Below are 21,517 nucleotides of genomic sequence, written 5' to 3'. Positions count from 1 at the left end.
TACGAGGCTGGGGGCATGGACAACGAAGAGATGCGCCGACAGGTGCGTACCCTGACCGACCGCGCCGAGATCACCGACCTGATGGCCCGCTACCTCCGCTCCCTGGACGAGGGGATCTTCGACGAGTCGTGGGCCCGCGCGTTCCACACCGAGGACGTGACCGCCGAGATGCCGATCGGCACGGTGCGGGGGCGCGAGGCCGTGAGGGCCCGTATCGAGCGGGGAATGGCCCTGTTCGACCGGACCGTGCACATGGGGACCGCCCCCGTCATCGAGCTCGACGGCGACCGGGCCACTGCACGGGGCGCCCAACTAAGCACCCACGTACTGGCGAAGGGACCGGACGGCCCGGACGGACCGGGAGCCGGGGACAGTCTGTTCATCTCCGCCGGTCACACCGAGTCCGAGCTGGTCAGGACGCCCGAGGGCTGGCGGATCTCCGCCTCGGCGCTGCGGATCGTGTGGACCCAGGGGACTCCCCCGCGCCTCCCGGCCGACGCGTAGGGGGCCTGCCCGCAGGCCGCCCGCGGGCACGGCCCGCAGACGCCGTCCGGCCCCCCTTCTTCCCGGGCCGGGGCGCTGCGGGGCGGGACCGGCTCTCCACGTTCGTGGATCTAACGGCGTGCCGTGGTGCCGTCAGCCCCGTCGGCGGGCTGCAGGTTCGCGGTCCACTTCTCCTCGATGCGGCCGAATCGCCATACGGCGAAGGCGGCGATCCAGGTGACGATGAAGAGGCCGACGATGAGGTAGCCGATGATGTTGAGGTCGAGGCCGCCTATCCAGTCCCAGAACGGGCCGTGCAGGTCGAGTTTCTCGCCGATCAGGCCGAGGAGTTCGACGGTGCCGATGATGAGGGCGACGGCGACGGACAGACCGGTGATGGTGAGGTTGTAGTAGACCTTGCGGACGGGCTTGGAGAAGGCCCAGCCGTAGGCGAAGTTCATGAACGAGCCGTCGATGGTGTCCAGCAGGGACATGCCCGCCGCGAAGAGGACCGGCAGGCACAGGATCGCGTACCAGGGCAGTCCGGAGGCGGCGCCGGTGCCGGCGAGGACCAGGAGGGCGATCTCGGTGGCGGTGTCGAAGCCGAGGCCGAAGAGCAGGCCGAGCGGGTACATCTGCCAGGGCTTGGTGATGGACTTCATCAGCCGTCCCAGGATCCGGTTCATGAAGCCGCGGTTGTTGAGCTGCTCCTCCAGGGCGGCTTCGTCGAAGCGGCCGGAGCGCATCTCGCGGAAGACCTTCCAGATCCCGGCCAGGATGACCAGGTTGATGATCGCGATGGCGTAGAGGAAGACGCCGGAGACCGTGGTGCCGATCCAGCCGGTGATGTTGTGCAGCTGGGAGTCGTCGTTCTCCACGGGGCCGGCGAGGGCCTTGATGCCGAAGGAGAGCAGGAGGGCGAGGGCGAAGACGATGCTGGAGTGGCCCAGGGAGAACCAGAAGCCGACGGACAGCGGGCGCTGGCCCTCGTGCATGAGCTTGCGGGTGGTGTTGTCGATGGCGGCGATGTGGTCGGCGTCGAAGGCGTGCCTCATGCCCAGGGTGTAGGCGGTGACGCCGATCCCGATGCCGAAGGTCTTCTCGCCCAGGCTGTAGTGCTCCGGGGCGACGATCACGACCAGGGTGAACCAGCCGATCACGTGCAGGGCGGCGATGAACGCGGCCATGCCCGCAACGCGCCGCCACTCGGCCCGGGTCATGGAGCCGGCCACGCGCCTCCACCGGGAGGGGGCGTCTGCGGATGAGGCGGGGACGGGGGCTGTCATGGCGTCTTCTCTCGGTTCGCGATTCCACACTTAACGCGAGAAGACTGCTCCTGCAGGCTATGTGCAATAGGCGTTTCGGGTGGATATCGCCGGAACGCCTACTGGTAGCTGATCGAAGTTTTGCCTGGTCGTGGGGTGGCCGTGGCATTCGGCCACGCCCACCCCACGCGCCGGGGATCAGCGGCCGGCGATGAGGCCGGGCAGCGCGGCCAGGGTGCCGTCGACGGGTCGGCGGCCAGCCCACCGCCCTGGGCCAGTTCGGGGGAGCCTCCGCCCCGGCCGCCGAGGAGCTGCCGTCAGCTTGTGCGTTGAGGAAGCCGCCCGCGTCAGCGGCGCCCTGCCAGGGCGGCCCCGCGAACACCTTCCTCGTAGAGGCGGCCCACGCCCGCGCGCGGCCCGAGCAGGTCCGGCCCCGACACGCCAGTCACGGTCAGGGCGTTCACGACGCCCTCGCCGCAGTGCGGGCGACGGGGTGCAGGGCCGCGTACTCCAGCGGCGCGGACGGGTCGATGGACATGTCGAGCTGCGCCGGCGCGGAGCCGGCCCGGACCAGGAGGTCACCGACGGCGGCGATCATCGCTCCGTTGTCGGTGCACAAGGTCATCGCCGGTACCCGCAGCTCGACGCCGGCCGCCGCGCAGCGCTCCTCGGCCAGGGCCCGGACCCTTGAGTTCGCGGCGACTCCGCCCACCACGACCAGGGTCTTGACGTCGTACTCCTTGCAGGCGGCCAGCGCCTTGCGGGTCAAGACGTCGGCAACGGCCTCCTGGAGGGAGGCGGCGCCGTCGGCGAGGGGGATCTCCTCGCCTCGGAGGCGGTGCCGCTCGGCCCAGCGGGCCGCGGCGGTCTTCAGCCCGGAGAAGGAGAACGCGTACGGGGCGTCGCCAGGGCGGGTGAGAGGGCGGGGGAAGGCGACCGCGCGGCCGTCGCCGCCGCGGGCGGCGCGGTCGATGGCGGGCCCGCCCGGGTAGGGCAGGCCGAAGACCCGGGCCACCTTGTCGAAGCACTCGCCTGCGGCGTCGTCGACGGTGTCGCCGAGGTGGAGGATCGGATCGCGCACGAGGTCCCGGACGAAGAGCAGCGAGGTGTGGCCGCCCGAGACGATCAGCACCATGCACGGGTTGGGCAGCGGACCGTGCTCCAGGGTGTCGGCGGCGACGTGCCCGGCGAGGTGGTGCACCCCGTACAACGGCACTCCGGCCGCGTAGGCGAGCGTCTTCGCCCCTGCCAGTCCGACCTGGAGCGCGCCCGACAGACCCGGCCCGGTGGTGACGGCGACGGCGTCGAGATCGGAGAGCCGCAGCCCCGCCTGGTCCAGGGCCTCCCGTACCACCGGGTTGAAGGCGTGAAGGTGCGCGCGGGCGGCGATCTCCGGCACCACCCCGCCGAACCGGGCGTGCTCGTCCATGCTCGACGCCACCACGTGCGCCAGCAGCCGCCCCCCGGACACGATCCCGGCCCCGGTCTCGTCACAGGACGACTCGATGCCCAGCACCACAGGAGACCCCACGGCAACCCCATTCGCACATCATCAGCAGTTGCAAGCTATGTGCAATAAGGTACGCCGTGGGCGGGCCGGGAGGCGTGCTCGGCAAGACGGGCCAGGTCTTCGGCGGGGTTGACACCTCGGCGTCGGTAGCCGCTGGGCGGGTGCGGCTTCAGAGGCGCTCCTTCCGGGCGGTGCCAGGCCGGCGCGATACCGCTGCTGGATGTCGCCGCCGTCGCCTCGTAGGCAGGCCGGCCGTAGCGGGTCCGGTCGGCGAGGATCCACAGTGGGAAGAACCCGCGGGCCCGCAGCACTCCGTCGGCACCGGGCCGGGTCAGGGAATCGGCGACCGGCGGACAGCGGTCGGCCTGCGCCCGGAGCGTGAGGTCGGCGATGTCGCCGCCGAGGTCAGGTGTACGAGCATCGCCATGCCGGGGATGCTAGGGCCTGTCGTCGCGCCGCACCTCGAACAGATAACAGCCGTACTCGACGGCCCGGACGTGCACGAAGGCGACCTCGGGATCGGCGAACGCCTCGTCGAAGGCGCGCTCGAACGCGGCGCCGGCCGCCTCGGGCACCTCCAGGAGCCGCCCGCCGGCGATCCGCCCCCGTGCGTCGTACCGCCGCACCGTCCGCAGCACCCCGGCCCGCCCGAAGGGGTACGCGTCGGGCCCGGCCACGGGCCCCCCGCACTCCTCGGCGTGTACGAACACGGGCCCCTGCTCGTCGTACGCCCCGGGCTCGACCCCGGCCCCGGCCGCCCACCGCCGCAGCGGCGCGTACGAGACGAGCGCGATCCGCTCCCCCGCCTCGGCCCGGCGCAGACAGCACCGCAGCGGGCTGCCGACGCCCTCGTCCTCGGTGACGTCGTACGGGACGCAGGGCCGCCCGGCGTCATCGACGCGGCGCAGCTCGGCGAGGGCGGTGGGCGGGATGGGGCGGGCGGTGTACGCGGTGGTGACCGTCGTCGCGGTAGTAGCCATACCCCCAGCGTCACGCGCCGCCGCCCGCGAGGCTGGCGCTATTCGGACACGGAGGTCGCGGGCCCGCGCCCGTCAGACCGGCAGGTCCCAGCCGGGCCCGTCCTCGGCGCCGAGCCACACCCGCTGCCCTGCGGCCGAGACCGTCAGCCCGAACTGTTCCTGGTGAGGCTCACCGGCGGCCTGCCACAGCCGTACGGCACGCTCCACGCGGTCCCACAGGCGTACGGGCCCCCGCTGGACGACGGTCCAGCCGCCGTCCGGATCGGGGCTCGTCCGCGCCTGCGAGCCCGTGGCCACGTCCCAGAGGATCTGTTCCGCCCCCGCTCCCAGCCGCTCGGCCGAGGGCGCGGCGAGCTGGGCGATCCAGCCGCCGGTCCAGCCGTCGAGCGTCGCGGGGTCGATCCGGCTCGCGCGGGCTTCCCCGGGCAGCAGGGCCAGCACCGGGCGGGGCGGACGGTCGTGCGGCCGGGCGATCATGAAGCTGGTGTAGCCGGACAGGAACCGTCCCGTGGCCTCTCCGGGGCCGGTCACGTCGAGCAGGACGAGGGCGTTGGCGTAGCTCCACCCGGACAGGGTGACCAGGATCTTCCCGCCGGGCCGCACCTGATGCAGCCACGGGAACGGGACGTACCGCACCGAGCAGGTGGCGATCAGCCGGTCGTACCCCCCGCCCTCCGGATCGCCGCGCAGCCCGTCCCCGATGACGAGCCGGGGCGAGAACCCCGCCGCCTTGAGCGCGGCGGCGGCAGCCGCGCCGACCACCGGGTCGTACTCGACGCTGGTCAGGCCGGCGTCCCCGAGGCGGTGCGCGCCGAGGGCGGTCGAATACCCGGTCCCGGTGCCGATCTCCAGCACCCGGTGCCCGGCCTCCGCACCGAGCTGCCGCCACATGCGCAGCACCAGCGAGGGCAGCGTCGACGACGAGGACGGGGAGCCGGTCACGACACCGTCGACCACGTCGTCGGGGCGGATCCGGCCGTCCAGTTGGGTGATCAGCGTCTCGTCGGAGTAGACCCCCTCCAGCCACCCGGGCTCGCCCTCCCGGAGGGACCGGTACGCGGTGGGGGAACTGCCCGCCACCGGCCGGAAGTACGACCCCGTGAACAGCTCGCGGGGCACTTCCTCGGCGGCCCTGCGCCACTCGGAGTCGGTGATCGCGCAGCTCTCGGTGAGTTCACGCACCAGGGCGCTGCGGTACTGAGCCGATGTGCTCACGTGTCAGGGCCTTTCTCCAATTGTTCGGCGAGGGCCCGGGCAATCGCCGCAGTGGTCTGCTCCGGCTGCCACGCCCACTGACCGTTGGGGTTGCACTCAAGGAAGTACCAGTCACCTGCCGCCGTCACGGCGAAGTCGAACGCGCCGTAGACGAGCCGGAATGCGGCACGGTAGGCGGCGATGGCGTCGGCGACCGGCGCGGGCACGTCGATCGGGGTGCACGTCATCGCGTCCTGACGGCGGCGCCAGTCGAGATCGGGGCTGTCGATCCGGACCCCGAAGAGCCGGTCACCCACGACGGTGACCCGCGCGTCGAACGCCTTGTCCACCTTGGCTTGGAACAGGTGCGGGCATATGGACACGGCATCCGTGATGTCGGCCGCGCGTACTTCCCGGACCCACACGCTGTGCGGCCGGCCGTCGACGCGGTACGGGGTGTTCCACACGGGCTTGTAAACGACTCCGCCTGATTGGCGGGTGACGAACGCGCGCGCTTCGCGGGGGTCATCGGTGATCACGGTGCTGGGCACCAGAAACCCGCAGCGCTGGGCGGTCGAAAGCTGCGCAGGCTTGAATTCCGCCGCCCGGTTGTCCCACGGGTGATTGACGTAATGCGCGCCCGGAAGCGAAGCGAGGATGCCTCCGGCGCCCCATGCCGCCTGCTCCGCGGCGAACCGCCGATCTTGGCCACGCAGGCCGGGCGGCCAGGATCGCCCCGTCGCTAGTGCCGCTCGGACGCAGAGCCCACGAACCCGGCCCACGCATCCCGCCCGAACCCGAGCCGGGCGCCGTCCGCGTCCTTGGAGTCGCGGACGTGGACGGTGCCGGGAGTGGCGGCGACCTCGACGCAGTCGTTGCCGTTGCTACTGCTGCTGTAGCTGCTCTTGAACCAGACCAGCTCGAACACGTCAGCCATGCCGCTCCCCTACTCGCCGCAGGCGTGCGCCACGAACCCGACCCACGCCGACCGCCCAAACCCGAGCCGGGCGCCGCCTTCCGCGTCCTTGGAGTCACGGACATGGACGGTGCCGGGGGTGGCAGCGATCTCGACGCAGTCGGTGCCTTCACTGTTGCTGCTGTAGCTGCTCTTGAACCAGACCAGCTCGGACTTGTGGATCATGTCTCTCCAAGGACTTGCTCGATGAAAGCCCGCGACTCCCCGGGAGTGAGAGCCTGAGCCCGGATGATGCCATGGCGCAGCTCCAAGATCCGAAGCCGTTTGGGGTCGTGTACCGGGCGTCCGTTGAAGATGCCGTCGGACCGCCCCACCGCCGTGCCGTCCCCGAACTTCAGCAGTTCGATCAACCCTCCCGACCCCGGGTGGTCGGCCCGCTCCGTCGGCATCACCTGGATCTCGACGTTGGGCAGCTCACTCACCTCCAGGAGACGTTCGAGCTGACGACGGAGCACCATTCTCCCTCCGATGGGCCGCCGCAGAGTCGCCTCCTCCTGGACGAAACTGAACTCGGGTCCCGGGTCCTTCTCCAGCACAGCCCGTCGCCTCGCCCGCGCTGTGACAAGTCGTTCCAGCTCCTCCGGCCCGTACGCCGGGCGTCGCGTCCTGAGCAGCGACCATGTGAACTCCTCGGTCTGGAGCAGTCCGTGGATGCTGTAGTTGAAGTACATCGAGAACTCGACCGCCCGTGCCTCCAGCTTCGCCAGGTTTCGAACCTCCTTGGGGTACCTGACCTCCTCCACGTCCTTCTTCATCGCCGCGATGAGGCCACCCGCACCCAACACCTCGTCCGACCTGTCCAGGAACTCGGGGCGCGGAATGCGGACCCCGCGCTCCACCTTGCGGACCAGGTCCTCGCCGTATCCGATGCGCTCCCCCAGATCGGCCGGCCGCAGCCCCTTCGCCTCGCGCCACAACCGGACCTGCCGACCGACCGTGGCGATGACCGCCGCGCCGGACTCGTCACCCGGCTCGACCTCCCAGCCGGCGTCCTCGGTCTCCGCACCGTCCACACCGTTCACGCTCATGCGCGCCCACCTCCTTCGGCCCCGCCCTACCCCCGGGGTGGTCCTGGACAGTCGGGACAAGGCCGGACAGTCGCGGGACAGTAACCGTACGTAAGGGCATGTTCGATGGGCAGCGTAAGCAGCCGCCGCCACTCTGGGTGACATGAACGATGAACCCACCCAACTCTTGGCGCCTGTACGCCAATTCGGAATCCAGCTCTCCGCCACTCACCGGGGCGCCCGGCTGGCCCGGCTGCTCGCCGCCGAGCAGGTGCGTTCGTGGGAGCTGGGGCACCTGTCGGACGCGGCGACGCAGATCGTGGCCGAGCTCGCGGCGAACGCCGTCACGCACGGGCGCGTCGCGGGGCGGGACTTCCGGCTCGGCCTCCTCGTCCAGGGTGACGCCCTGCGGATCGAGGTCGCGGACACGCGGGGTGACCGGATGCCCCTGCTCGGGCGGCCCGGCGGCGGGGCGGAGTCAGGGCGGGGGCTGCTGATCGTGGAGGGGCTGGCGACGCGCGGCTGGGGCGTGCGGCTCGGGCCCGTGCCCGGGAAGACCGTATGGGCGGAACTGGCCCTGACATAGGGGCCGCCCGCGTCGCGCACGTCCGCGATGCGGCGGCCCGCGCCGTAAAGGCTTTAAAGGCTTGGGGGAATCACCCCACCAACCCCTCCAACCTCCCCGCGCCAGCCCCACACCCGCCCCGCGTCAGCCTCGCGGCGACTCTCACCCTCACGGGTGACTTATGCCAACTAGGCTGGATTTGGGGCTGGTTGCGTGGCATATGCTCCAGCTCACCACCCCAGACATGCGTCGGCCCCCGGCCGGGACTGGCATCCCGATCGAGGGCCTGACCACCGAGGAAGAAGCACCTTCCCGATGGATACGAAGAAGACTAGCGCGCGCCCTCACGCCTCCGGGCTCGTACACGTCAATGTCCGCCACACGACCCGGTACACGGTCGTCGGCAACCACCTCGCCCAGCACCGCGAGCTCTCGCTGCTCGCCAAGGGGCTGGCCCTCTACCTCCAGTCGCTGCCCGCCGGCGCCTCCGTCGGCATCAAGGCCATCGCCGCAGCGCACCCCGAGAGCGAGCTGCGCATCGCGGCGGCCATGCGGGAGCTGGAACGGCACGGATACCTGAAGCGGACCCGCGAGCGCCTCCCGGACGGGCGGATCCTGCCGCGCACCATCTCGTACAACCGGCCGGGGGCTGATCCGGAGCCCGTACGGGAGACCCCGAGGCGCGAGAGGCGCCCCCGCCCGGCGCCGATGCCCGCGCCCCCGGCACCAGCACCGGCACCGGCACCGGCACCGGCACCCGCTCCCCCGGTGCCGCTCGCCGAGCAGCACCTTCCCGCCGCCGCCCTGCTTGATCAGCTCCGCGTACGCGAGCCCCGGCTGACGCTGGGCGCGCGGGACATCGAGCGGCTCGCGCCGGGGGTCACGGACTGGCTCGCGCGGGGAGCCGCGCCGGAGGCGGTGTGCCGGACGCTGACGGCGGGGCTGCCGGACCGGCTGGGCCACCCCGCCGGCCTGCTGGCCCACCGCCTCGCGAACCTCCTGCCCCCACCGCCCCCGCCCCCGTCACCCCTCGTCTCGCGCAGCGGCCGGATGACGTACACCTCGCCGCGCTCGCCGTTCGCGGAGTGCGGGGACTGCGGACGCCCGTTCCGGGACGCGCCGGGCCCGGACGGCGTGTGCGCGGACTGCCGCGAGGAGCGGGATGGCGCGGGGGCGGAGGCGGCGGCGGCCTGAGGGCCAGGGATCAGAGGATCTCGATGTCCCGGACCTGCGGCGGGCGGTGCGGGAAGGTGATCTCGGTCCAGCGGTCGATACGGACCGAGTCGCCGTTGACGTCGTAGTAGATGAGGTCGTTGTTGCCGGTGGAGATCTTGTCGACCCACCAACTGCCGAAGCTGGTACGGCCCTTGTTCGCGTAGCAGTCGACGCTATCGCGACCGTTGCTGTGGGACCAGATCTTCAGGAAGTTCTCGCCGCCACGGCACTCGACGTGGTCGATGGCGTAGGCGCTGCCGGGGATGGCGATGGTGAGCGATGCCGCCGCGACGCAGGTCACGAGGGCTGAACGTACAAGCCTTGTCGACTTCTGGAGCACGATCTCTCCGTTCGGAGCTGTCGGGATCTATTGCGGGATCTGTGCAGGATCTGTTCAGGCATGTCGATCTAAAGGCGCGCCGCGAGCCGCCGAATGGCGTTCGCGGTCGCACACAGGAGACTTCTACGCGATCGATGCCCAGCGCAATCAACTTCACACGGGTCGACCGAAATTGGCACCATAGAGTCCGAATCCGACATCTAATGAATAGTTGCTACTTTTCGGCCAGATCGAGCCGCGAGCGGGAGGCCCCGCCGGCTGCCCCTCCCCGGCAGGAAGCGGGCCCCGTCGCTGCCGGGGCGCGGCGATGACAGGACTTCCGGCCACGGGGAGAGTGCGGCCCATGGGGAAAGACGGGGAGCTGTCGACGGCCGGCATGTGGGCGGCCCGGGCGCTGGTCGTGCTGGCCGGGGCGGCCGTCACGGCGATCTGCGTGGCACTGTGCGCGCAGACGTGGCGGGCGGCCGGGACCGGGCTGGGGATCGGCAGCGAGCGGGGGCGGTTCGTCGCGACGGCGTGCGAGGTGGACAGCGACGGCAAGGGAGGGGCGAGCACGGAGTGCGTCGGTACGTTCACGTCCGCCGACGGGCGCACGGTGCCGACCGGCCGGCTGCGAGCGCCGGGCGCGGACAGCATGGCGCCCGGGGATTCCTACGGCGTCCGGTGCGCCGTCGACGGAGGTGTGTGCGTGCGCGTGGAGGCGCTGGAGGTGACCGCGCGCGTCGTCGGCGCGGTCCTCGTCACCGTCGTCACGCTGCTCGTCCCCGCCGGGACGTGGGGCCTGGCCCGCCACGTCCACTCCGGGGCGGGGCGGGGCGGGGCGGGGCGGGGCGGGGACGGGTCCGGGCGGAGGCGGGGCGGCCCCGCCTCCGCCCGGACCCACCTCGCTGAAACGTTCGAAATCCGAACACTCCTGACCGGTTTCCGCCCTTGACGTGACCGCAAACTCTCACTGAACATTCGTCACACACAGCGCAACCGCACAGCACAACCGCACAGCTCCAACGCCTCGTACCACCACGGTGCGAGGCGCTCGTACGTTCCGTCCCATCCCCAGTTCGGAATCCGGAGCCCCCACATGAAGCTCTCCGCGAGATTCGCCGCCGCCGCCGGAGCCTCCGTGCTCGCGCTCGGCGCGTTCGCCGGGGCGGCGCCCGCCGCCTTCGCCTCGGGCCAGGCCGTGACGCCGCCCGACATATCCGTGGCCAACGTCAAACAGCACCTCACCGACCTCCAGGCGATCGCCACCGCCAACGGCGGCAACCGGGCCCACGGGCGCGCCGGTTACAAGGCGTCGATCGACTTCGTGAAGGGCAAGCTGGACGCGGCCGGATTCACCACCACGCTGCAGACCTTCACGTACAGCGGCACCACCGGCTACAACCTGATAGCCGACTGGCCCGGCGGCGACCCGAATCAGGTTGTCATGTCCGGGTCGCATCTGGACTCCGTGACGGCCGGCCCCGGCATCAACGACAACGGCTCCGGCTCCGCCGCGATCCTGGAGACCGCGCTCGCCGTCTCCCGCGCCAACCTCCAGCCCACCAAGCACCTGCGCTTCGGCTGGTGGGGCGCGGAGGAGCTGGGCCTGGTCGGCTCGAAGTACTACGTCAACAACCTGCCCGCGGCGGAGCGTTCGAAGATCAGCGGCTACCTGAACTTCGACATGATCGGCTCGCCCAACCCGGGCTACTTCGTCTACGACGACGACCCGACCATCGAGCAGACCTTCAAGACGTACTTCGCCGGGATCGGCGTCCCGACGGAGATCGAGACCGAGGGCGACGGGCGCTCCGACCACGCGCCGTTCAAGAACGTCGGGATCCCGGTCGGCGGGCTCTTCTCGGGCGCGGACTACATCAAGACCGCCGCGCAGGCGCAGAAGTGGGGCGGGACCTCGGGCCAGGCGTTCGACCGCTGCTACCACGCCTCGTGCGACACGACGGCGAACATCAACGACACCGCCCTCGACCGCAACGCCGACGCCATCGCGTACGCGGTCTGGAACCTGTCGAGCGGTACGACGACCCCGCCGCCCGGCAAGGTCTTCACCAACGACACGGACGTGACCGTCCCGGACAACGGCGCCGCGGTGACCTCGTCCGTGACCGTCACGGGTGTCACGGGCAACGCGCCGAGCAACCTGTCCGTCGGCGTGAACATCGTCCACACCTACATCGGTGACCTCGTCGTGGACCTCATCGCCCCCGACGGCTCGGTCTACAACCTGCACAACCGCGCCGGCGGCAGCGCCGACAACATCAACCAGACCTACACCGTGAACGCCTCCTCCGAGGTCGCCAACGGCGTCTGGCAGCTCCGCGTCCAGGACAAGGCGGCGGCCGACACGGGTTACATCAACCAGTTCAAGCTGACGTTCCCGTAAGGACGCGCCTACGCGCGAGAGCGCGGCGCACACAGCTCCCGGGTGGGTCGGTGACCATCGCCCCCGACCCACCCGGGGTCCCAACTCCGCTCCTACTTGCCCGCGTTGGCGGCATCCACGAGGGCCTGCGGCGTGACCGCGCCGACGTAGACCCTGCCGTCGTCCGTCATCAGGGCGTTGACGATCTTCGTCTTGAAGACCGTGCCCGAGCCGAACTTCCCGCTGACCTTGTCGCCGAGCGCGTCCAGGAAGCCCTGGACCTCCTTCGGCGCCTCGTCCGTCTTGGGCGCGGGGGCGCCGGAGTCGAGCTTGGCGATGGTGGTCCAGCCCTCGCCGATGACGTTGAAGCCGCCCTTGCCGTCGGCGCCCGCGGCCCCGCCGAGGCCGAAGTCGCCGAGCGCGCCCTCAAGCCCCTTGGGCAGCTGGTCGTGCGCCCCGCCCTTGTCGCCCGCCAGGCCACCCTCGCCGCCCTCGGCGCCCTCCGTCCCCTCCGTCACCTTGGCTCCCTTGGGAGCCTTGAAGGCGAAGGCGGAAGCATCCGGCTTGCTGAAATCGATCTTCGTGAAGCCCGCGTCGACGACGGGCTTGCCGCCGCTGACCGAGTTGAGCGTGAACTTCAGCGGGGTGCCGGTCCCCGCGTCGACGGCGATCTTGACGGACTCGACGGTCGAGCCGGACTGCTTGGGCTTGATCACGAGCTGGTACGCGTCACGGCCGGCGACCTTCGCGGTGCCGCCGACGGTGATGGAGGTGGTGTCGCCGGCGGCCTTCAGAACCTCGTCGGCGAGCTCCTTGGGCGTCCCGGGCACCCCCTTCTCACCCTTCTTCTCACCCCGTCCACCGTCCGTCTTCTCATGGAAGACCTCGTTGGACTTGCTGTCGTACGCCCAGACGTCGTCGCCGTTGTGGATCAGGCTGTACTCGTCGGAGCCGTCGACCAGCGTCAGCTTCTGGCGCTCGGGCCCGTCGGCGGCGAGCCGCAGGGTGTGCGAGCCCGAGACGAGCTGGGTCAGCTTGTCGGCCGGGTCGGCGGAGGAGGCGCCGGAACCGGCCCCGGCCCCGGCCCCGGACAGCAGGCCCGCGAAGGAGGGCAGGCCCAGGTCGGTGCTGATGCGGAACGTGCCGGACAGGGTCTGCGTGTCCGAGGCGGCGATCTTCTCGATCAGCTGCTGCGCGGTGATCTGGGGCAGGTCGGGGTCACCGGACGCCGCGAGCGCGGGGACGAGCCCGATCGTGGCCGCCGCCACCCCCGCCACGGCGACCGGGACGACGTAACGGCTCGCCTTACGCTGACGGTTTTCGTTCGTTGCCATGGTCTGCGCTACCTCCGTGGGCACCTTGGTCGATGACTCCATCTCACCAAACCCCCACCCCCGATACGTCAGCCCTCGGGATCAACCTGCCGTACCCCTCCAGGATGACCCGAACCCCGAGAACCCTGCCCTACGGCGGTCCCGCGGTAACCCGCCGAAACAGCCGCCGATCCTCCTCGGCGAGCTCCCGAAGCCCCGCAACCCCAGCCCGCCGCACCACCCGAAGCGACTCCTCCTGCCGGGCAACCTCCAGCTCCAGCAGGCTGCCCACAGTCCCGGCGGCAACCGCCCGAGGCCAGGCCAGAGCCGCCTTCCGCCCCATCTCGAAGCACTGCCCGAGCCGCTCCTCCCCAGCCTCCCGCACGGAGATGAAGGCGTAGAACCCGACCCGTACCCCCGCTTTCCAGAAGGGGGCCAAGGCGTGTGAGTCGGGGAACTCCTGCCCCATCTGCCAGTTGGCCGAGAACCCGGCGGCAGCCGTATCCACATCCATATCCCCGCCCAGATGCCGCCCGAGAACCGTCCGAACACCCCGCCCGACGACCCTCAGGGACTCCACCGCCCCCGCCTCCCCCGCCACGGACTCCAGCGCCCCCTCCATCCGCAACGTACCGACGCAGGCCAGCACCGCCGCCTCGGTGTAGCTGAGACCCGTCAGGTCGGATACGGGTAACGACACTCCTACCTCCACGTTCGCGGTTGGACTACGACGACGCGGTGACCCGCCGGAACAGCCGCCGATCCTCCTCGGCGAGCTCCCGAAGCCCCCCGACCCCGGCCCGCCGCACCACCCGAAGCGACTCCTCCTGCCGCGCGACCTCCAGCTCAAGCAGGCTGCCCACCGACCCGGCGCTGACTCCCCGAGGCCACAGCCCAGCCGCTTCCCGCCCCTGCTCGAAGCACTCCCGGAGACGCTCCTCACCCGCGGCCTGCACCGAAAGGAAAGCGAAGAAGCCGACGCGTACGCCCGCCATCCAGAAGGGGGCCAGTGGATGCGTGTCGGCAATCTCCTGATCGATCCGCCAGTTGGCAGACAAGCCCTTCGCGGCCGTCGCCACGTCCCTCTCCCCACCCAGATGCCCGGCGAAGACCGTACGGACACCCCGCCCGACAGTCCGCAGAGGCTCCACCGCCCCCACCTCCTCCGCCACGGACTCCAGCGCCCCCTCCATCCGCAACGTACTGACACAGGCCAGCACCGCCGCCTCGGCATAGCTGAGACCCGTCAGGTCGAGTTCAGGTAACGCCACTCCTGCCTCCCCCCTTCGCTCGGACTACGACGACGCGGTAACCCGCCGAAACAGCCGCCGGTCCTCCTCGGCGAGCTCCCGAAGCCCCGCCACCCCCGAAGCCCGCACCACCCTGAGCGACTCCTCCTGCCGAGCGACCTCCAGCTCCAGCAGGCTCCCCACCGGCCCGGCGCTGACTCCCCGAGGCCACAGCCCAGCCGCTTCCCGCCCCTGCTCGAAGCACTCCCGGAGACGCTCCTCGCCCGCGACCTGCACCGAAAGGAAAGCGAAGAAGCCGACGCGTATGCCGGCCTTCCAGAAGGGGCCCAGGGGATGTGTGTCGGGCAGCTCCTGCTCGATGTGCCAGTTTGCAGAGAAGCCCGTGGCTGCCGTAGCCACATCCATCTCCCCGCCCAGGTGACGAGCGAAGATCGTACGGACGCCCCGCCCGACAGTCCGCAGAGGCTCCACCGCACCCACCTCCTCCGCCACGGACTCCAGCGCCCCCTCCATCCGCAACGTACTGACACAGGCCAGCACCGCCGCCTCGGTGTAGCTGAGACCCGTCAGATCGGGTTCGGGTAACGGCATTCCTGCCTCCGTCTCACGGGCGATGGAGCGGCCGCGCCATCCGGCCCGCGGCGTCGCGGAAGGCTCGGATGGCTCGGATGGCCGGCATGTCGGACCGGCTCAGTGAGCGAACCACAGGTCGATGCCCGGATGAACCCGTTCCGGCGGACTCACCGGGCCGGAAGCGTCGCCGCAGCACGGCAGAGCGCGCTCCCGCGAAGCCCGTGCCGACAACCCCCCGTGACCACCCTCACCCCGCCCGGTGCACCACCGCGTCGCACATCTCCTCCAGGGCCGACTTCGCGTAGCCCTCCGGGAGCGGGGCCAGCATCGCGCGGGCCTCCTCCGCGTAGCGGACGGTGTCGCGGCGGGCCTGGTCCAGGGCGGGGTGGAGGCGGAGGCGGCGGAGGGTCTCCGCGTGGCGGGTGTCGTCGGTGAGGTCGCCGTCGACCAGGGCCACCAGCTCCAGGTCCTCCGGGCGCCCGTGGGCCGCCGCGGCGGCGCGCAGGTGGAGGACCGGGAGGGTCGGGATGCCCTCGCGCAGGTCGGTGCCCGGGGTCTTGCCGGACTCGTGAGAGTCGGACGCGATGTCCAGCACGTCATCGGCGAGCTGGAACGCGACGCCGAGCCGCTCCCCGTACTGGGTCAGGATCTCGACGACACTCGGGTCCGCGCCCGACATCATCGCGCCGAAGCGGCAGGAGACGGCGACGAGCGAGCCGGTCTTGCCGCCCAGCACGTCGAGGTAGTGGTCGATCGGGTCGCGGCCGTCCTGCGGGCCCGCCGTCTCCAGGATCTGGCCGGTCACGAGCCGTTCGAACGCCTCGGACTGGATGCGTACGGCCTCGGGTCCGAGGTCCGCCAGCGTGTGCGAGGCGCGGGCGAAGAGGAAGTCACCCGTGAGGACGGCGATGGAATTGCCCCAGCGGGTGTTCGCGCTGTCCACGCCCCGGCGCACGTCCGCCTCGTCCATGACGTCGTCGTGGTACAGCGTCGCCAGGTGGGTGAGCTCGACCACCACGGCCGAGGGCACGACACCCGGCGCGTACGGGTCGCCGAACTGGGCGGCCAGCATCACGAGCAGCGGCCGGAACCGCTTGCCGCCCGCCAGCACCAGATGCTGGGCGGACTCCGTGATGAACGGCACGTCGCTCTTGGTGGCGTCGAGGAGGCCGGCCTCCACCGCCGCCAATCCGGTCTGGACATCGGCTTCGAGAGCCTGGTCCCGCACGCTAAGACCGAACGGCCCGACGACGGTCACGAGGGGGTCTCCTGTCTGCTGACGCCTGCTGACGCTGTCCTTGACGCTGTCCGGACCGAGGCTGTCCGAACCACTCGCCGCTCGCGCCGATCACTCAGATTGTCGATGTGTCGGTCGATTCGCTCAAGCCAGCGTATCCGGTCACGTTTCGATCACCGTGGGCGCCTTCCCGTCACCCCCGGTATGTTCGTGATCAGCTCATACGACCAGGAGTAGGCGTTTTGTCCCGAACAACGATCGACACCGACACGAACGGCGAGCAACCGCCGCCCGAGGACGACCACGCGTTCTTCGGGCAGCCCCGAGGGCTGCTCACCCTCTCCGGCCTGGAGGTCTGGGAGCGCTTCTCGTTCCTCGGGATGCAGGCGATCCTCGTCCTGTACTTCGCCGACACCGTCGCCCACGGCGGCATGGGCATGGCACCCGGCACCGCCGCCTCCGTCTCCGCCGCGTACGGCACCCTCGTCTACCTCGTCTCCGTGGCCGGCGGCTGGCTCGCCGACCGGATCCTCGGCTCCTACCGCGCGGTCCTCTACGGCGGCGTCCTGATCGCCTGCGGGCACTACGCCATGGCCGTGCCCACCCCCGCGATGACCTGGGTGGGGCTCGGCCTCATCAGCGCCGGCACCGGCCTCCTCAAGCCCAACGTCGCCACCATGGTCGGCAAGCTCTACCGCACCGACGACCAGCGCCGCGACGCCGGATTCGCGCTCTACTACATGGCGATCAACATCGGCGCCTTCGCCGGCCCGCTGATCACCGGCTGGCTCGGCGACCACAAGGGCTGGCACTGGGGCTTCTCCGCCGCCGCGGTCGGCATGACCCTCGGCCTGATCCAGTACGTGGCCGGGCGCCGTCACCTGGCCGGACGCAAGCACTCCGCCGAGTACGCCCTCGCCCCCGAGGCCCTGCGCCGCGCCGTCCGCAACATGATCGTCGGCACCCTCGTGACCGCCGCCGTCGCCACCGTCCTCGCGCTGGCCGGCTGGCTCACCATGGACCGCTTCGTCGACCTGCTCACCCTCATCTCGGTGATCGCCCCGGTCGTCTACTTCTGGGTCATGTTCAAGAGCCCCCGCGTCACCGCCGAGGAGCGGGGCCGCCTCAGGCCGTACGTCGTACTCTTCCTCGCCTCCGTCGCCTTCAACTTCATCCTCTTCCAGGCGTACTCGACGATGATGCTGCTGGCCTCCACCAACGCCCGCACGACCATCCTCGGCTTCGACTTCCCGGCCAGCTGGTACGCCTCCGCCCTCGGCGCCTTCGAGGTGCTCCTGGCGCCCGTGGTGGCCGCCGTGTGGGCCCGGATGGGCCCCCGCCAGCCGCACGCCTCCAACAAGATCGCCTTCGGCGTGATCCTCGGCGGCCTGTCCTTCCTCCTCATGGTCCTGCCGACCTCCGGGCACGCCGACGACACGTACAAGATGGCCGCCTGGTGGATCGTCGGCTCCTACCTGCTGCTGGGCCTCGGCGACGTGCTCCTGGAGACCTCCGGGATGTCCGCCACCAGCAAGCTCGCGCCCAAGGCGTTCGGCAGCCAGACCATGTCGCTCTGGTTCCTCTCGCTGGCCCTCGCCAACGGCATCCAGGCCCAGACCGTGAAGCTCTACGACGACGTCTCCAAGCCCGCGTACTTCGGCGTCAACGGCGCCATCGCCGTCGCCGTCGGCCTCGGCGTCATCGCCCTGGCGCCCTGGCTGCGCCGCACCATGCACCCCGTCCACTGACGCATTCCGCCGAGGTCCGTCATGCACATCCGCACCGACTTCCCGTACGAGACCCGCCACGAGGACGTCCGCATCCCCATGCCGGACGGGACCCTGCTCTACGCCCGGGTGTGGCGCCCGGTCACCGACGAGCCCGTGCCCGCCCTCCTGGAGTACCTGCCCTACCGCCTCACCGACTGGACGGCGCCCCGCGACTGGCAGCGCCACCCCTGGTACGCGGGCCACGGCTACGCCTCCGTACGCGTCGACGTGCGCGGCCACGGCAACAGCGAGGGGCTGCCCGGCGACGAGTACGACGCCCTGGAGCTCGCCGACGGCGTCGCCGTCGTGCACTGGCTCGCCGAGCAGCCCTGGTGCACCGGCAAGGTCGGCATGTTCGGCATCTCCTGGGGCGGCTTCAACTCGCTCCAGATCGCCGCCCTCGCCCCCGAACCGCTCAAGGCCATCGTCACCGTCTGCTCCACCGACGACCGCTACGACAACGACGTGCACTACATGGGCGGCTCCGTGCTCGCCGTGGACATGCACGCCTGGGCGGCCACCATGCTCGCCTTCGTCTCCCGCCCCCCGGACCCGCTGTACGCGGGCGAGGAGTGGCGCGCGCTGTGGCTGAAGCGGCTCGCCGCCGTGGAGCCCCTCGTCCACACCTGGCTCGCCCACCAGACCCGCGACACCTACTGGAGACACGGCAGCGTCTGCGAGGACTACTCCGCCGTCCGCGCCGCCGTCCTCGCCGTCGGCGGCTGGCACGACCCGTACCGCGACACCGTCCTCCGGCTCGTCGAGCACCTCCCCCAGGACCGGGTCCGCGGCATCATCGGGCCCTGGTCCCACCAGTACCCGGACCGCGGGCTGCCGCCCGGCCCCGCCATCGGCTTCCTCCAGGAGACCCTGCGCTGGTGGGACCACCACCTCAAGGGCGCCGACAACGACGTCATGGCCGAGCCGCTGCTGCGCTCCTGGATCAGCGACTCGCACCCGCCGGCCACGGTGTACGAGGAGCTGCCCGGCCGCTGGGTCACCGACCCCTCCTGGCCCTCCCCGCACGTCACACCCGTCACGTACGCCTTCGGGGGCGGGCCCGTCCCGGTCGTCTCGCCCCAGCAGACCGGCCTCGACGCGGGCCGCTTCTTCCCCTTCGGCAACGACGCCGACCTGCCGCCCGACCAGCGCGCCGAGGACGCCCACTCGGCCTGCTTCGACCTCCCCGTGCCCGCCGACGGCGCCCCCATCGAGATCCTGGGCCGCCCCGCCGTCTCCCTCCGCCTGATGTCGCCCGCGCCCACCGGGCAGGTCGTCGCCCGGCTCTGCGACGTGGCCCCCGACGGCTCCTCCACCCTGGTCACCCGGGGCGTGCTGAACCTCTCCGCCCGCTACGGCCGCGACCGGGCCGTGGAGGCGCAGGTGGGCGAATGGGAGAGCGTCGGCTTCGAGCTCAACGGGATCGGCCACACCTTCCCGCCCGGCCACCGGGTCCGGCTGGCCGTCTCCTCCGCGTACTGGCCCTGGATCTGGCCCCAGCCCGACGCCGCCGGCTTCACCCTGGACCCGGCCGGCTCCTCCCTCACCCTGCCGGTACGGGCCCCCACCCAGGACGCCGTCGAGTTCGGCGAGCCCGAGCAGTCCGCGCCGCTCGGCGTCAGCTACCCGGCCACCCTGGAGGAGCCCCGGCCGGAGCGGCTGGTGGTGCGGGACGTCGCCAAGGGCGAGTGGCGGCTGGAGGTGGACCCGCGCTACGGCGGCACCCGGGTCTACCCGGACGGCCTGGAGTTCACCGAGGACGCCCTGGAGACGTACACGATCGACGAGGCGGACCCGCTGAGCGCCCGGACCCGCTCGGACTGGTCGATCCGGCTGCACCGGCCGGAGCTCGCCTGGGACGTGACGATCGACACCCGCTCCGAGATCCGCTGCGACGCCGACTCGTTCCTCACCTCGAACGAGGTGGTCTGCAAGGAGGGCGGCGAGGTGGTGTTCCACCGCACGTGGGAGCGGACCATTCCGCGCACGGCGGGCTGAGCCTCCCCGCACGGGACCGGCCCCCCACCCGCGTCCGTGCGCGGGTGGGGGGCCGGTGTGTGACCCGTGTGACCGGGGCGGTTACGCGTCCGCGCCGGCCTTGCGGCGACGCGCGACGACCATCGCGCCCGCGCCGAGCACGACGGCGGCGCCGCCCGCGAGGGCGAACGGCACGGTGGAGTCGCTGGAGCCGGTCTTGGCGAGCGTGCCGCCGGTCCCGGACCCGTTGGTCACGGGCGTCTTGGACGAGCCGCCCTGCTCGGAGGTGTTCCCGTTGCCGCCGGTGGTGCCGCCCTTGTCGGAGTCCTTGCCGGGGGCGGGCTTGTCGGCCTTGAGGATGTCGATCGGGATCATCGCGGTGCCGCCGTCCCACGTGCTGCCGCAGGAGCCGTCCTCGTTGAAGTAGCCGACGTCGCCGTCGAGCGATGCCTCACCGGCGGCGGCCTTGGCGTCGACGGTCACCTTGAGCTTGAAGTCGTAGGACTTGCCCGGCTTGACCGACGTCACGGCGGATATGTCCGTGAAATCGTCGACCGGCGTCCACTTCGGGCTGTCCACCGAGGACCAGGCCAGGTGGAGGTACTGGTCCTGTCCATCGATGAGGCTGTAGAGCGCGGCGCCTGCCCCGACCTCCTCGAACGTGACCGTCTTGCTCTTGTTGATCACGGTCAGGGTGTAGACGGCGCTGGTACCGGCCTTCACCTTCGCGGGACCGACGAGCCCGGCGGCGACATTCTTGTCGCCCTCGCACTCCGGCAGCTCCTCCTCTTCCAGCGCCTCCTTCAGCGCGGCCTTCACCGCGTCCAGGGCCTTGAGGGCGGCCGCCTTCGCCTTGTCCGCCTCGCCGATCCGCCTGAGGAGGTCGACGCGGGCGTCGTCGAACGCCTTGCGCGCGGCGGCCTGGGCCGCGGCCTTGGTCTCGGACGTGGTCTTCGCCTCGTCGGCGAGGGTCCGGGCGTCCGTCACGGCCTTCTCGGCAGCGGCCTTGTCGGCGTCCGAGGCGTCCTCGGGCAGCTCGGCGAGCGCCTTCTCGGCCTTCTTCAGCTCCTCGTCGGCGGCCGTCTTGGCCTCGGCGGCGAGCTCGGCCGCCTTCTTCGCGTTGTCGAGGGCGACGGAGAGCGGGTTGCCCGGCTTCTCGAAGTCGTCCATGGCGCGCTGGGCGTCCGCCGCGGCGACGACCGTCTTGTCGTACTCGGCCTGCGCCTTGGCGACCGCCAGGCGGAGGCCCTCGATCTTGGCGCTGTCGGCGCGCGGCGCGGGGCCCTTGTCCTGCTTGGTGTCCTGCGTGGTGCTCGGCTTGGTGTCCGCGAACGCGGGGGCGGCGGACAGGAGCACGACCGGGGTGGTGACCGCGGCGGCCACGGCGGTCGCGAGGATGCGACGGATCTTCAAAATCGTCCTTTTCCGGGTCGGACACAGAGGTGGAACGCGTGTGTGGGGGCCGCGCCCGCGGATACCTCACGCGGCGCGACGACCC

Annotated in this window: 22 protein-coding genes; 7 read left to right on the top strand and 15 right to left on the bottom strand. The window is 71.3% G+C overall.

What is annotated here, in order from left to right; genetic code table 11:
• Positions 1-15: 15 nt before the first annotated feature.
• Complete coding sequence (locus tag AB0C99_RS02425; protein ID WP_362468397.1) at positions 16-504, top strand: nuclear transport factor 2 family protein; 489 nt, start codon at positions 16-18, stop codon at positions 502-504.
• Positions 505-614: 110 nt separating this feature from the next.
• On the opposite strand, the gene AB0C99_RS02420 is transcribed toward AB0C99_RS02425, so the two are convergent.
• The 8 genes from AB0C99_RS02420 to AB0C99_RS02385 form a co-directional block, all read right to left on the bottom strand.
• Positions 615-1,703 carry a HoxN/HupN/NixA family nickel/cobalt transporter gene (locus AB0C99_RS02420; protein ID WP_362468645.1) on the bottom strand — a complete coding sequence of 363 codons (1,089 nt, stop codon included), beginning with the start codon at positions 1,701-1,703 and terminating at the stop codon, positions 615-617.
• A 505-nt stretch (positions 1,704-2,208) separates the two neighbouring features.
• Positions 2,209-3,267 carry a tRNA (adenosine(37)-N6)-threonylcarbamoyltransferase complex transferase subunit TsaD gene (gene tsaD, locus AB0C99_RS02415; RefSeq protein WP_362468643.1) on the bottom strand — a complete coding sequence of 353 codons (1,059 nt, stop codon included), beginning with the start codon at positions 3,265-3,267 and terminating at the stop codon, positions 2,209-2,211.
• Between the two features lie 428 nt (positions 3,268-3,695).
• Positions 3,696-4,238 (bottom strand): DUF1203 domain-containing protein, encoded by a 543-nt coding sequence (locus tag AB0C99_RS02410; protein WP_362468395.1) that lies wholly within the window; start codon positions 4,236-4,238, stop codon positions 3,696-3,698.
• Between the two features lie 72 nt (positions 4,239-4,310).
• Positions 4,311-5,453 carry an ATP-grasp peptide maturase system methyltransferase gene (gene tgmC, locus AB0C99_RS02405; protein ID WP_362468393.1) on the bottom strand — a complete coding sequence of 381 codons (1,143 nt, stop codon included), beginning with the start codon at positions 5,451-5,453 and terminating at the stop codon, positions 4,311-4,313.
• Positions 5,450-5,971: a hypothetical protein gene (locus AB0C99_RS02400; protein WP_362468391.1), complete on the bottom strand. Its 522-nt coding sequence runs from the start codon at positions 5,969-5,971 to the stop codon at positions 5,450-5,452. Before AB0C99_RS02400 ends, tgmC begins: the two co-directional genes overlap by 4 nt.
• Before the next feature lie 203 nt (positions 5,972-6,174).
• Positions 6,175-6,369, bottom strand: a complete 195-nt coding sequence (locus tag AB0C99_RS02395) for a DUF397 domain-containing protein (protein WP_362468389.1) — start codon at positions 6,367-6,369, stop codon at positions 6,175-6,177.
• Between the two features lie 9 nt (positions 6,370-6,378).
• A complete protein-coding gene (locus tag AB0C99_RS02390) occupies positions 6,379-6,573 on the bottom strand; it encodes a DUF397 domain-containing protein (RefSeq protein WP_362468387.1) in 195 nt (64 codons plus the stop codon).
• Entirely contained in the window at positions 6,570-7,436 is an 867-nt protein-coding gene (locus AB0C99_RS02385; RefSeq protein WP_362468386.1) for a helix-turn-helix transcriptional regulator, read from the bottom strand. Before AB0C99_RS02385 ends, AB0C99_RS02390 begins: the two co-directional genes overlap by 4 nt.
• 142 nt (positions 7,437-7,578) lie before the next feature.
• Here AB0C99_RS02385 and AB0C99_RS02380 point away from each other — a divergent pair, with 142 nt between their 5' ends.
• Positions 7,579-8,001, top strand: coding sequence for an ATP-binding protein (locus AB0C99_RS02380; RefSeq protein ID WP_362468384.1), 423 nt, complete (start codon positions 7,579-7,581; stop codon positions 7,999-8,001).
• 294 nt (positions 8,002-8,295) lie between these two features.
• Positions 8,296-9,174: a helix-turn-helix domain-containing protein gene (locus AB0C99_RS02375; RefSeq protein ID WP_362468382.1), complete on the top strand. Its 879-nt coding sequence runs from the start codon at positions 8,296-8,298 to the stop codon at positions 9,172-9,174.
• 10 nt (positions 9,175-9,184) lie between these two features.
• On the opposite strand, the gene AB0C99_RS02370 is transcribed toward AB0C99_RS02375, so the two are convergent.
• Entirely contained in the window at positions 9,185-9,496 is a 312-nt protein-coding gene (locus AB0C99_RS02370; RefSeq protein WP_362468380.1) for a beta/gamma crystallin domain-containing protein, read from the bottom strand.
• 382 nt (positions 9,497-9,878) lie between these two features.
• Between AB0C99_RS02370 and AB0C99_RS02365 the strand changes: the two genes are divergently transcribed.
• Entirely contained in the window at positions 9,879-10,469 is a 591-nt protein-coding gene (locus AB0C99_RS02365) for a hypothetical protein (protein WP_362468378.1), read from the top strand.
• 144 nt (positions 10,470-10,613) lie between these two features.
• Positions 10,614-11,921, top strand: coding sequence for a M28 family metallopeptidase (locus tag AB0C99_RS02360; RefSeq protein WP_362468376.1), 1,308 nt, complete (start codon positions 10,614-10,616; stop codon positions 11,919-11,921).
• 92 nt (positions 11,922-12,013) lie between these two features.
• Here the strand turns inward: AB0C99_RS02360 and AB0C99_RS02355 are convergent, their stop codons facing one another.
• The 5 genes from AB0C99_RS02355 to AB0C99_RS02335 form a co-directional block, all read right to left on the bottom strand.
• Complete coding sequence (locus AB0C99_RS02355; RefSeq protein WP_362468375.1) at positions 12,014-13,234, bottom strand: DUF2092 domain-containing protein; 1,221 nt, start codon at positions 13,232-13,234, stop codon at positions 12,014-12,016.
• 130 nt (positions 13,235-13,364) lie between these two features.
• Positions 13,365-13,913: a hypothetical protein gene (locus AB0C99_RS02350; RefSeq protein WP_362468373.1), complete on the bottom strand. Its 549-nt coding sequence runs from the start codon at positions 13,911-13,913 to the stop codon at positions 13,365-13,367.
• 25 nt (positions 13,914-13,938) lie between these two features.
• Complete coding sequence (locus tag AB0C99_RS02345) at positions 13,939-14,484, bottom strand: hypothetical protein (RefSeq protein WP_362468371.1); 546 nt, start codon at positions 14,482-14,484, stop codon at positions 13,939-13,941.
• A 24-nt stretch (positions 14,485-14,508) separates the two neighbouring features.
• Positions 14,509-15,054 (bottom strand): hypothetical protein, encoded by a 546-nt coding sequence (locus AB0C99_RS02340; protein ID WP_362468369.1) that lies wholly within the window; start codon positions 15,052-15,054, stop codon positions 14,509-14,511.
• Between the two features lie 229 nt (positions 15,055-15,283).
• Positions 15,284-16,294, bottom strand: a complete 1,011-nt coding sequence (locus tag AB0C99_RS02335) for a polyprenyl synthetase family protein (protein WP_362468367.1) — start codon at positions 16,292-16,294, stop codon at positions 15,284-15,286.
• 221 nt (positions 16,295-16,515) lie between these two features.
• On the opposite strand from AB0C99_RS02335, the gene AB0C99_RS02330 reads away from it, so the two are divergent.
• Both AB0C99_RS02330 and AB0C99_RS02325 read left to right on the top strand, forming a co-directional pair.
• Positions 16,516-18,021 carry a peptide MFS transporter gene (locus AB0C99_RS02330; protein WP_362468365.1) on the top strand — a complete coding sequence of 502 codons (1,506 nt, stop codon included), beginning with the start codon at positions 16,516-16,518 and terminating at the stop codon, positions 18,019-18,021.
• 21 nt (positions 18,022-18,042) lie between these two features.
• Positions 18,043-20,040 (top strand): CocE/NonD family hydrolase, encoded by a 1,998-nt coding sequence (locus AB0C99_RS02325; protein ID WP_362468363.1) that lies wholly within the window; start codon positions 18,043-18,045, stop codon positions 20,038-20,040.
• Between the two features lie 81 nt (positions 20,041-20,121).
• Here the strand turns inward: AB0C99_RS02325 and AB0C99_RS02320 are convergent, their stop codons facing one another.
• Positions 20,122-21,432 (bottom strand): LPXTG cell wall anchor domain-containing protein, encoded by a 1,311-nt coding sequence (locus AB0C99_RS02320; RefSeq protein WP_362468361.1) that lies wholly within the window; start codon positions 21,430-21,432, stop codon positions 20,122-20,124.
• Positions 21,433-21,517 lie beyond the last annotated feature (85 nt).

Origin of the sequence: Streptomyces sp. NPDC048659, assembly GCF_040650575.1 — a bacterium.
GTDB lineage: Bacteria > Actinomycetota > Actinomycetes > Streptomycetales > Streptomycetaceae > Streptomyces.
The sequence above is the reverse complement of the archived record's forward strand: the minus strand, read 5'-3'. Positions and strand labels throughout refer to the sequence as shown.

Coding starts and splice junctions, on each gene's coding strand:
- AB0C99_RS02425 (WP_362468397.1), top strand. CDS start 16: ATGGACAACGAAGAGATGCGCCGACAGGTGCGTACCCTGACCGACCGC.
- AB0C99_RS02420 (WP_362468645.1), bottom strand. CDS start 1,703: ATGACCCGGGCCGAGTGGCGGCGCGTTGCGGGCATGGCCGCGTTCATC.
- AB0C99_RS02410 (WP_362468395.1), bottom strand. CDS start 4,238: ATGGCTACTACCGCGACGACGGTCACCACCGCGTACACCGCCCGCCCC.
- AB0C99_RS02395 (WP_362468389.1), bottom strand. CDS start 6,369: ATGGCTGACGTGTTCGAGCTGGTCTGGTTCAAGAGCAGCTACAGCAGC.
- AB0C99_RS02390 (WP_362468387.1), bottom strand. CDS start 6,573: ATGATCCACAAGTCCGAGCTGGTCTGGTTCAAGAGCAGCTACAGCAGC.
- AB0C99_RS02385 (WP_362468386.1), bottom strand. CDS start 7,436: ATGAGCGTGAACGGTGTGGACGGTGCGGAGACCGAGGACGCCGGCTGG.
- AB0C99_RS02380 (WP_362468384.1), top strand. CDS start 7,579: ATGAACGATGAACCCACCCAACTCTTGGCGCCTGTACGCCAATTCGGA.
- AB0C99_RS02375 (WP_362468382.1), top strand. CDS start 8,296: ATGGATACGAAGAAGACTAGCGCGCGCCCTCACGCCTCCGGGCTCGTA.
- AB0C99_RS02365 (WP_362468378.1), top strand. CDS start 9,879: ATGGGGAAAGACGGGGAGCTGTCGACGGCCGGCATGTGGGCGGCCCGG.
- AB0C99_RS02360 (WP_362468376.1), top strand. CDS start 10,614: ATGAAGCTCTCCGCGAGATTCGCCGCCGCCGCCGGAGCCTCCGTGCTC.
- AB0C99_RS02355 (WP_362468375.1), bottom strand. CDS start 13,234: ATGGCAACGAACGAAAACCGTCAGCGTAAGGCGAGCCGTTACGTCGTC.
- AB0C99_RS02340 (WP_362468369.1), bottom strand. CDS start 15,054: ATGCCGTTACCCGAACCCGATCTGACGGGTCTCAGCTACACCGAGGCG.
- AB0C99_RS02325 (WP_362468363.1), top strand. CDS start 18,043: ATGCACATCCGCACCGACTTCCCGTACGAGACCCGCCACGAGGACGTC.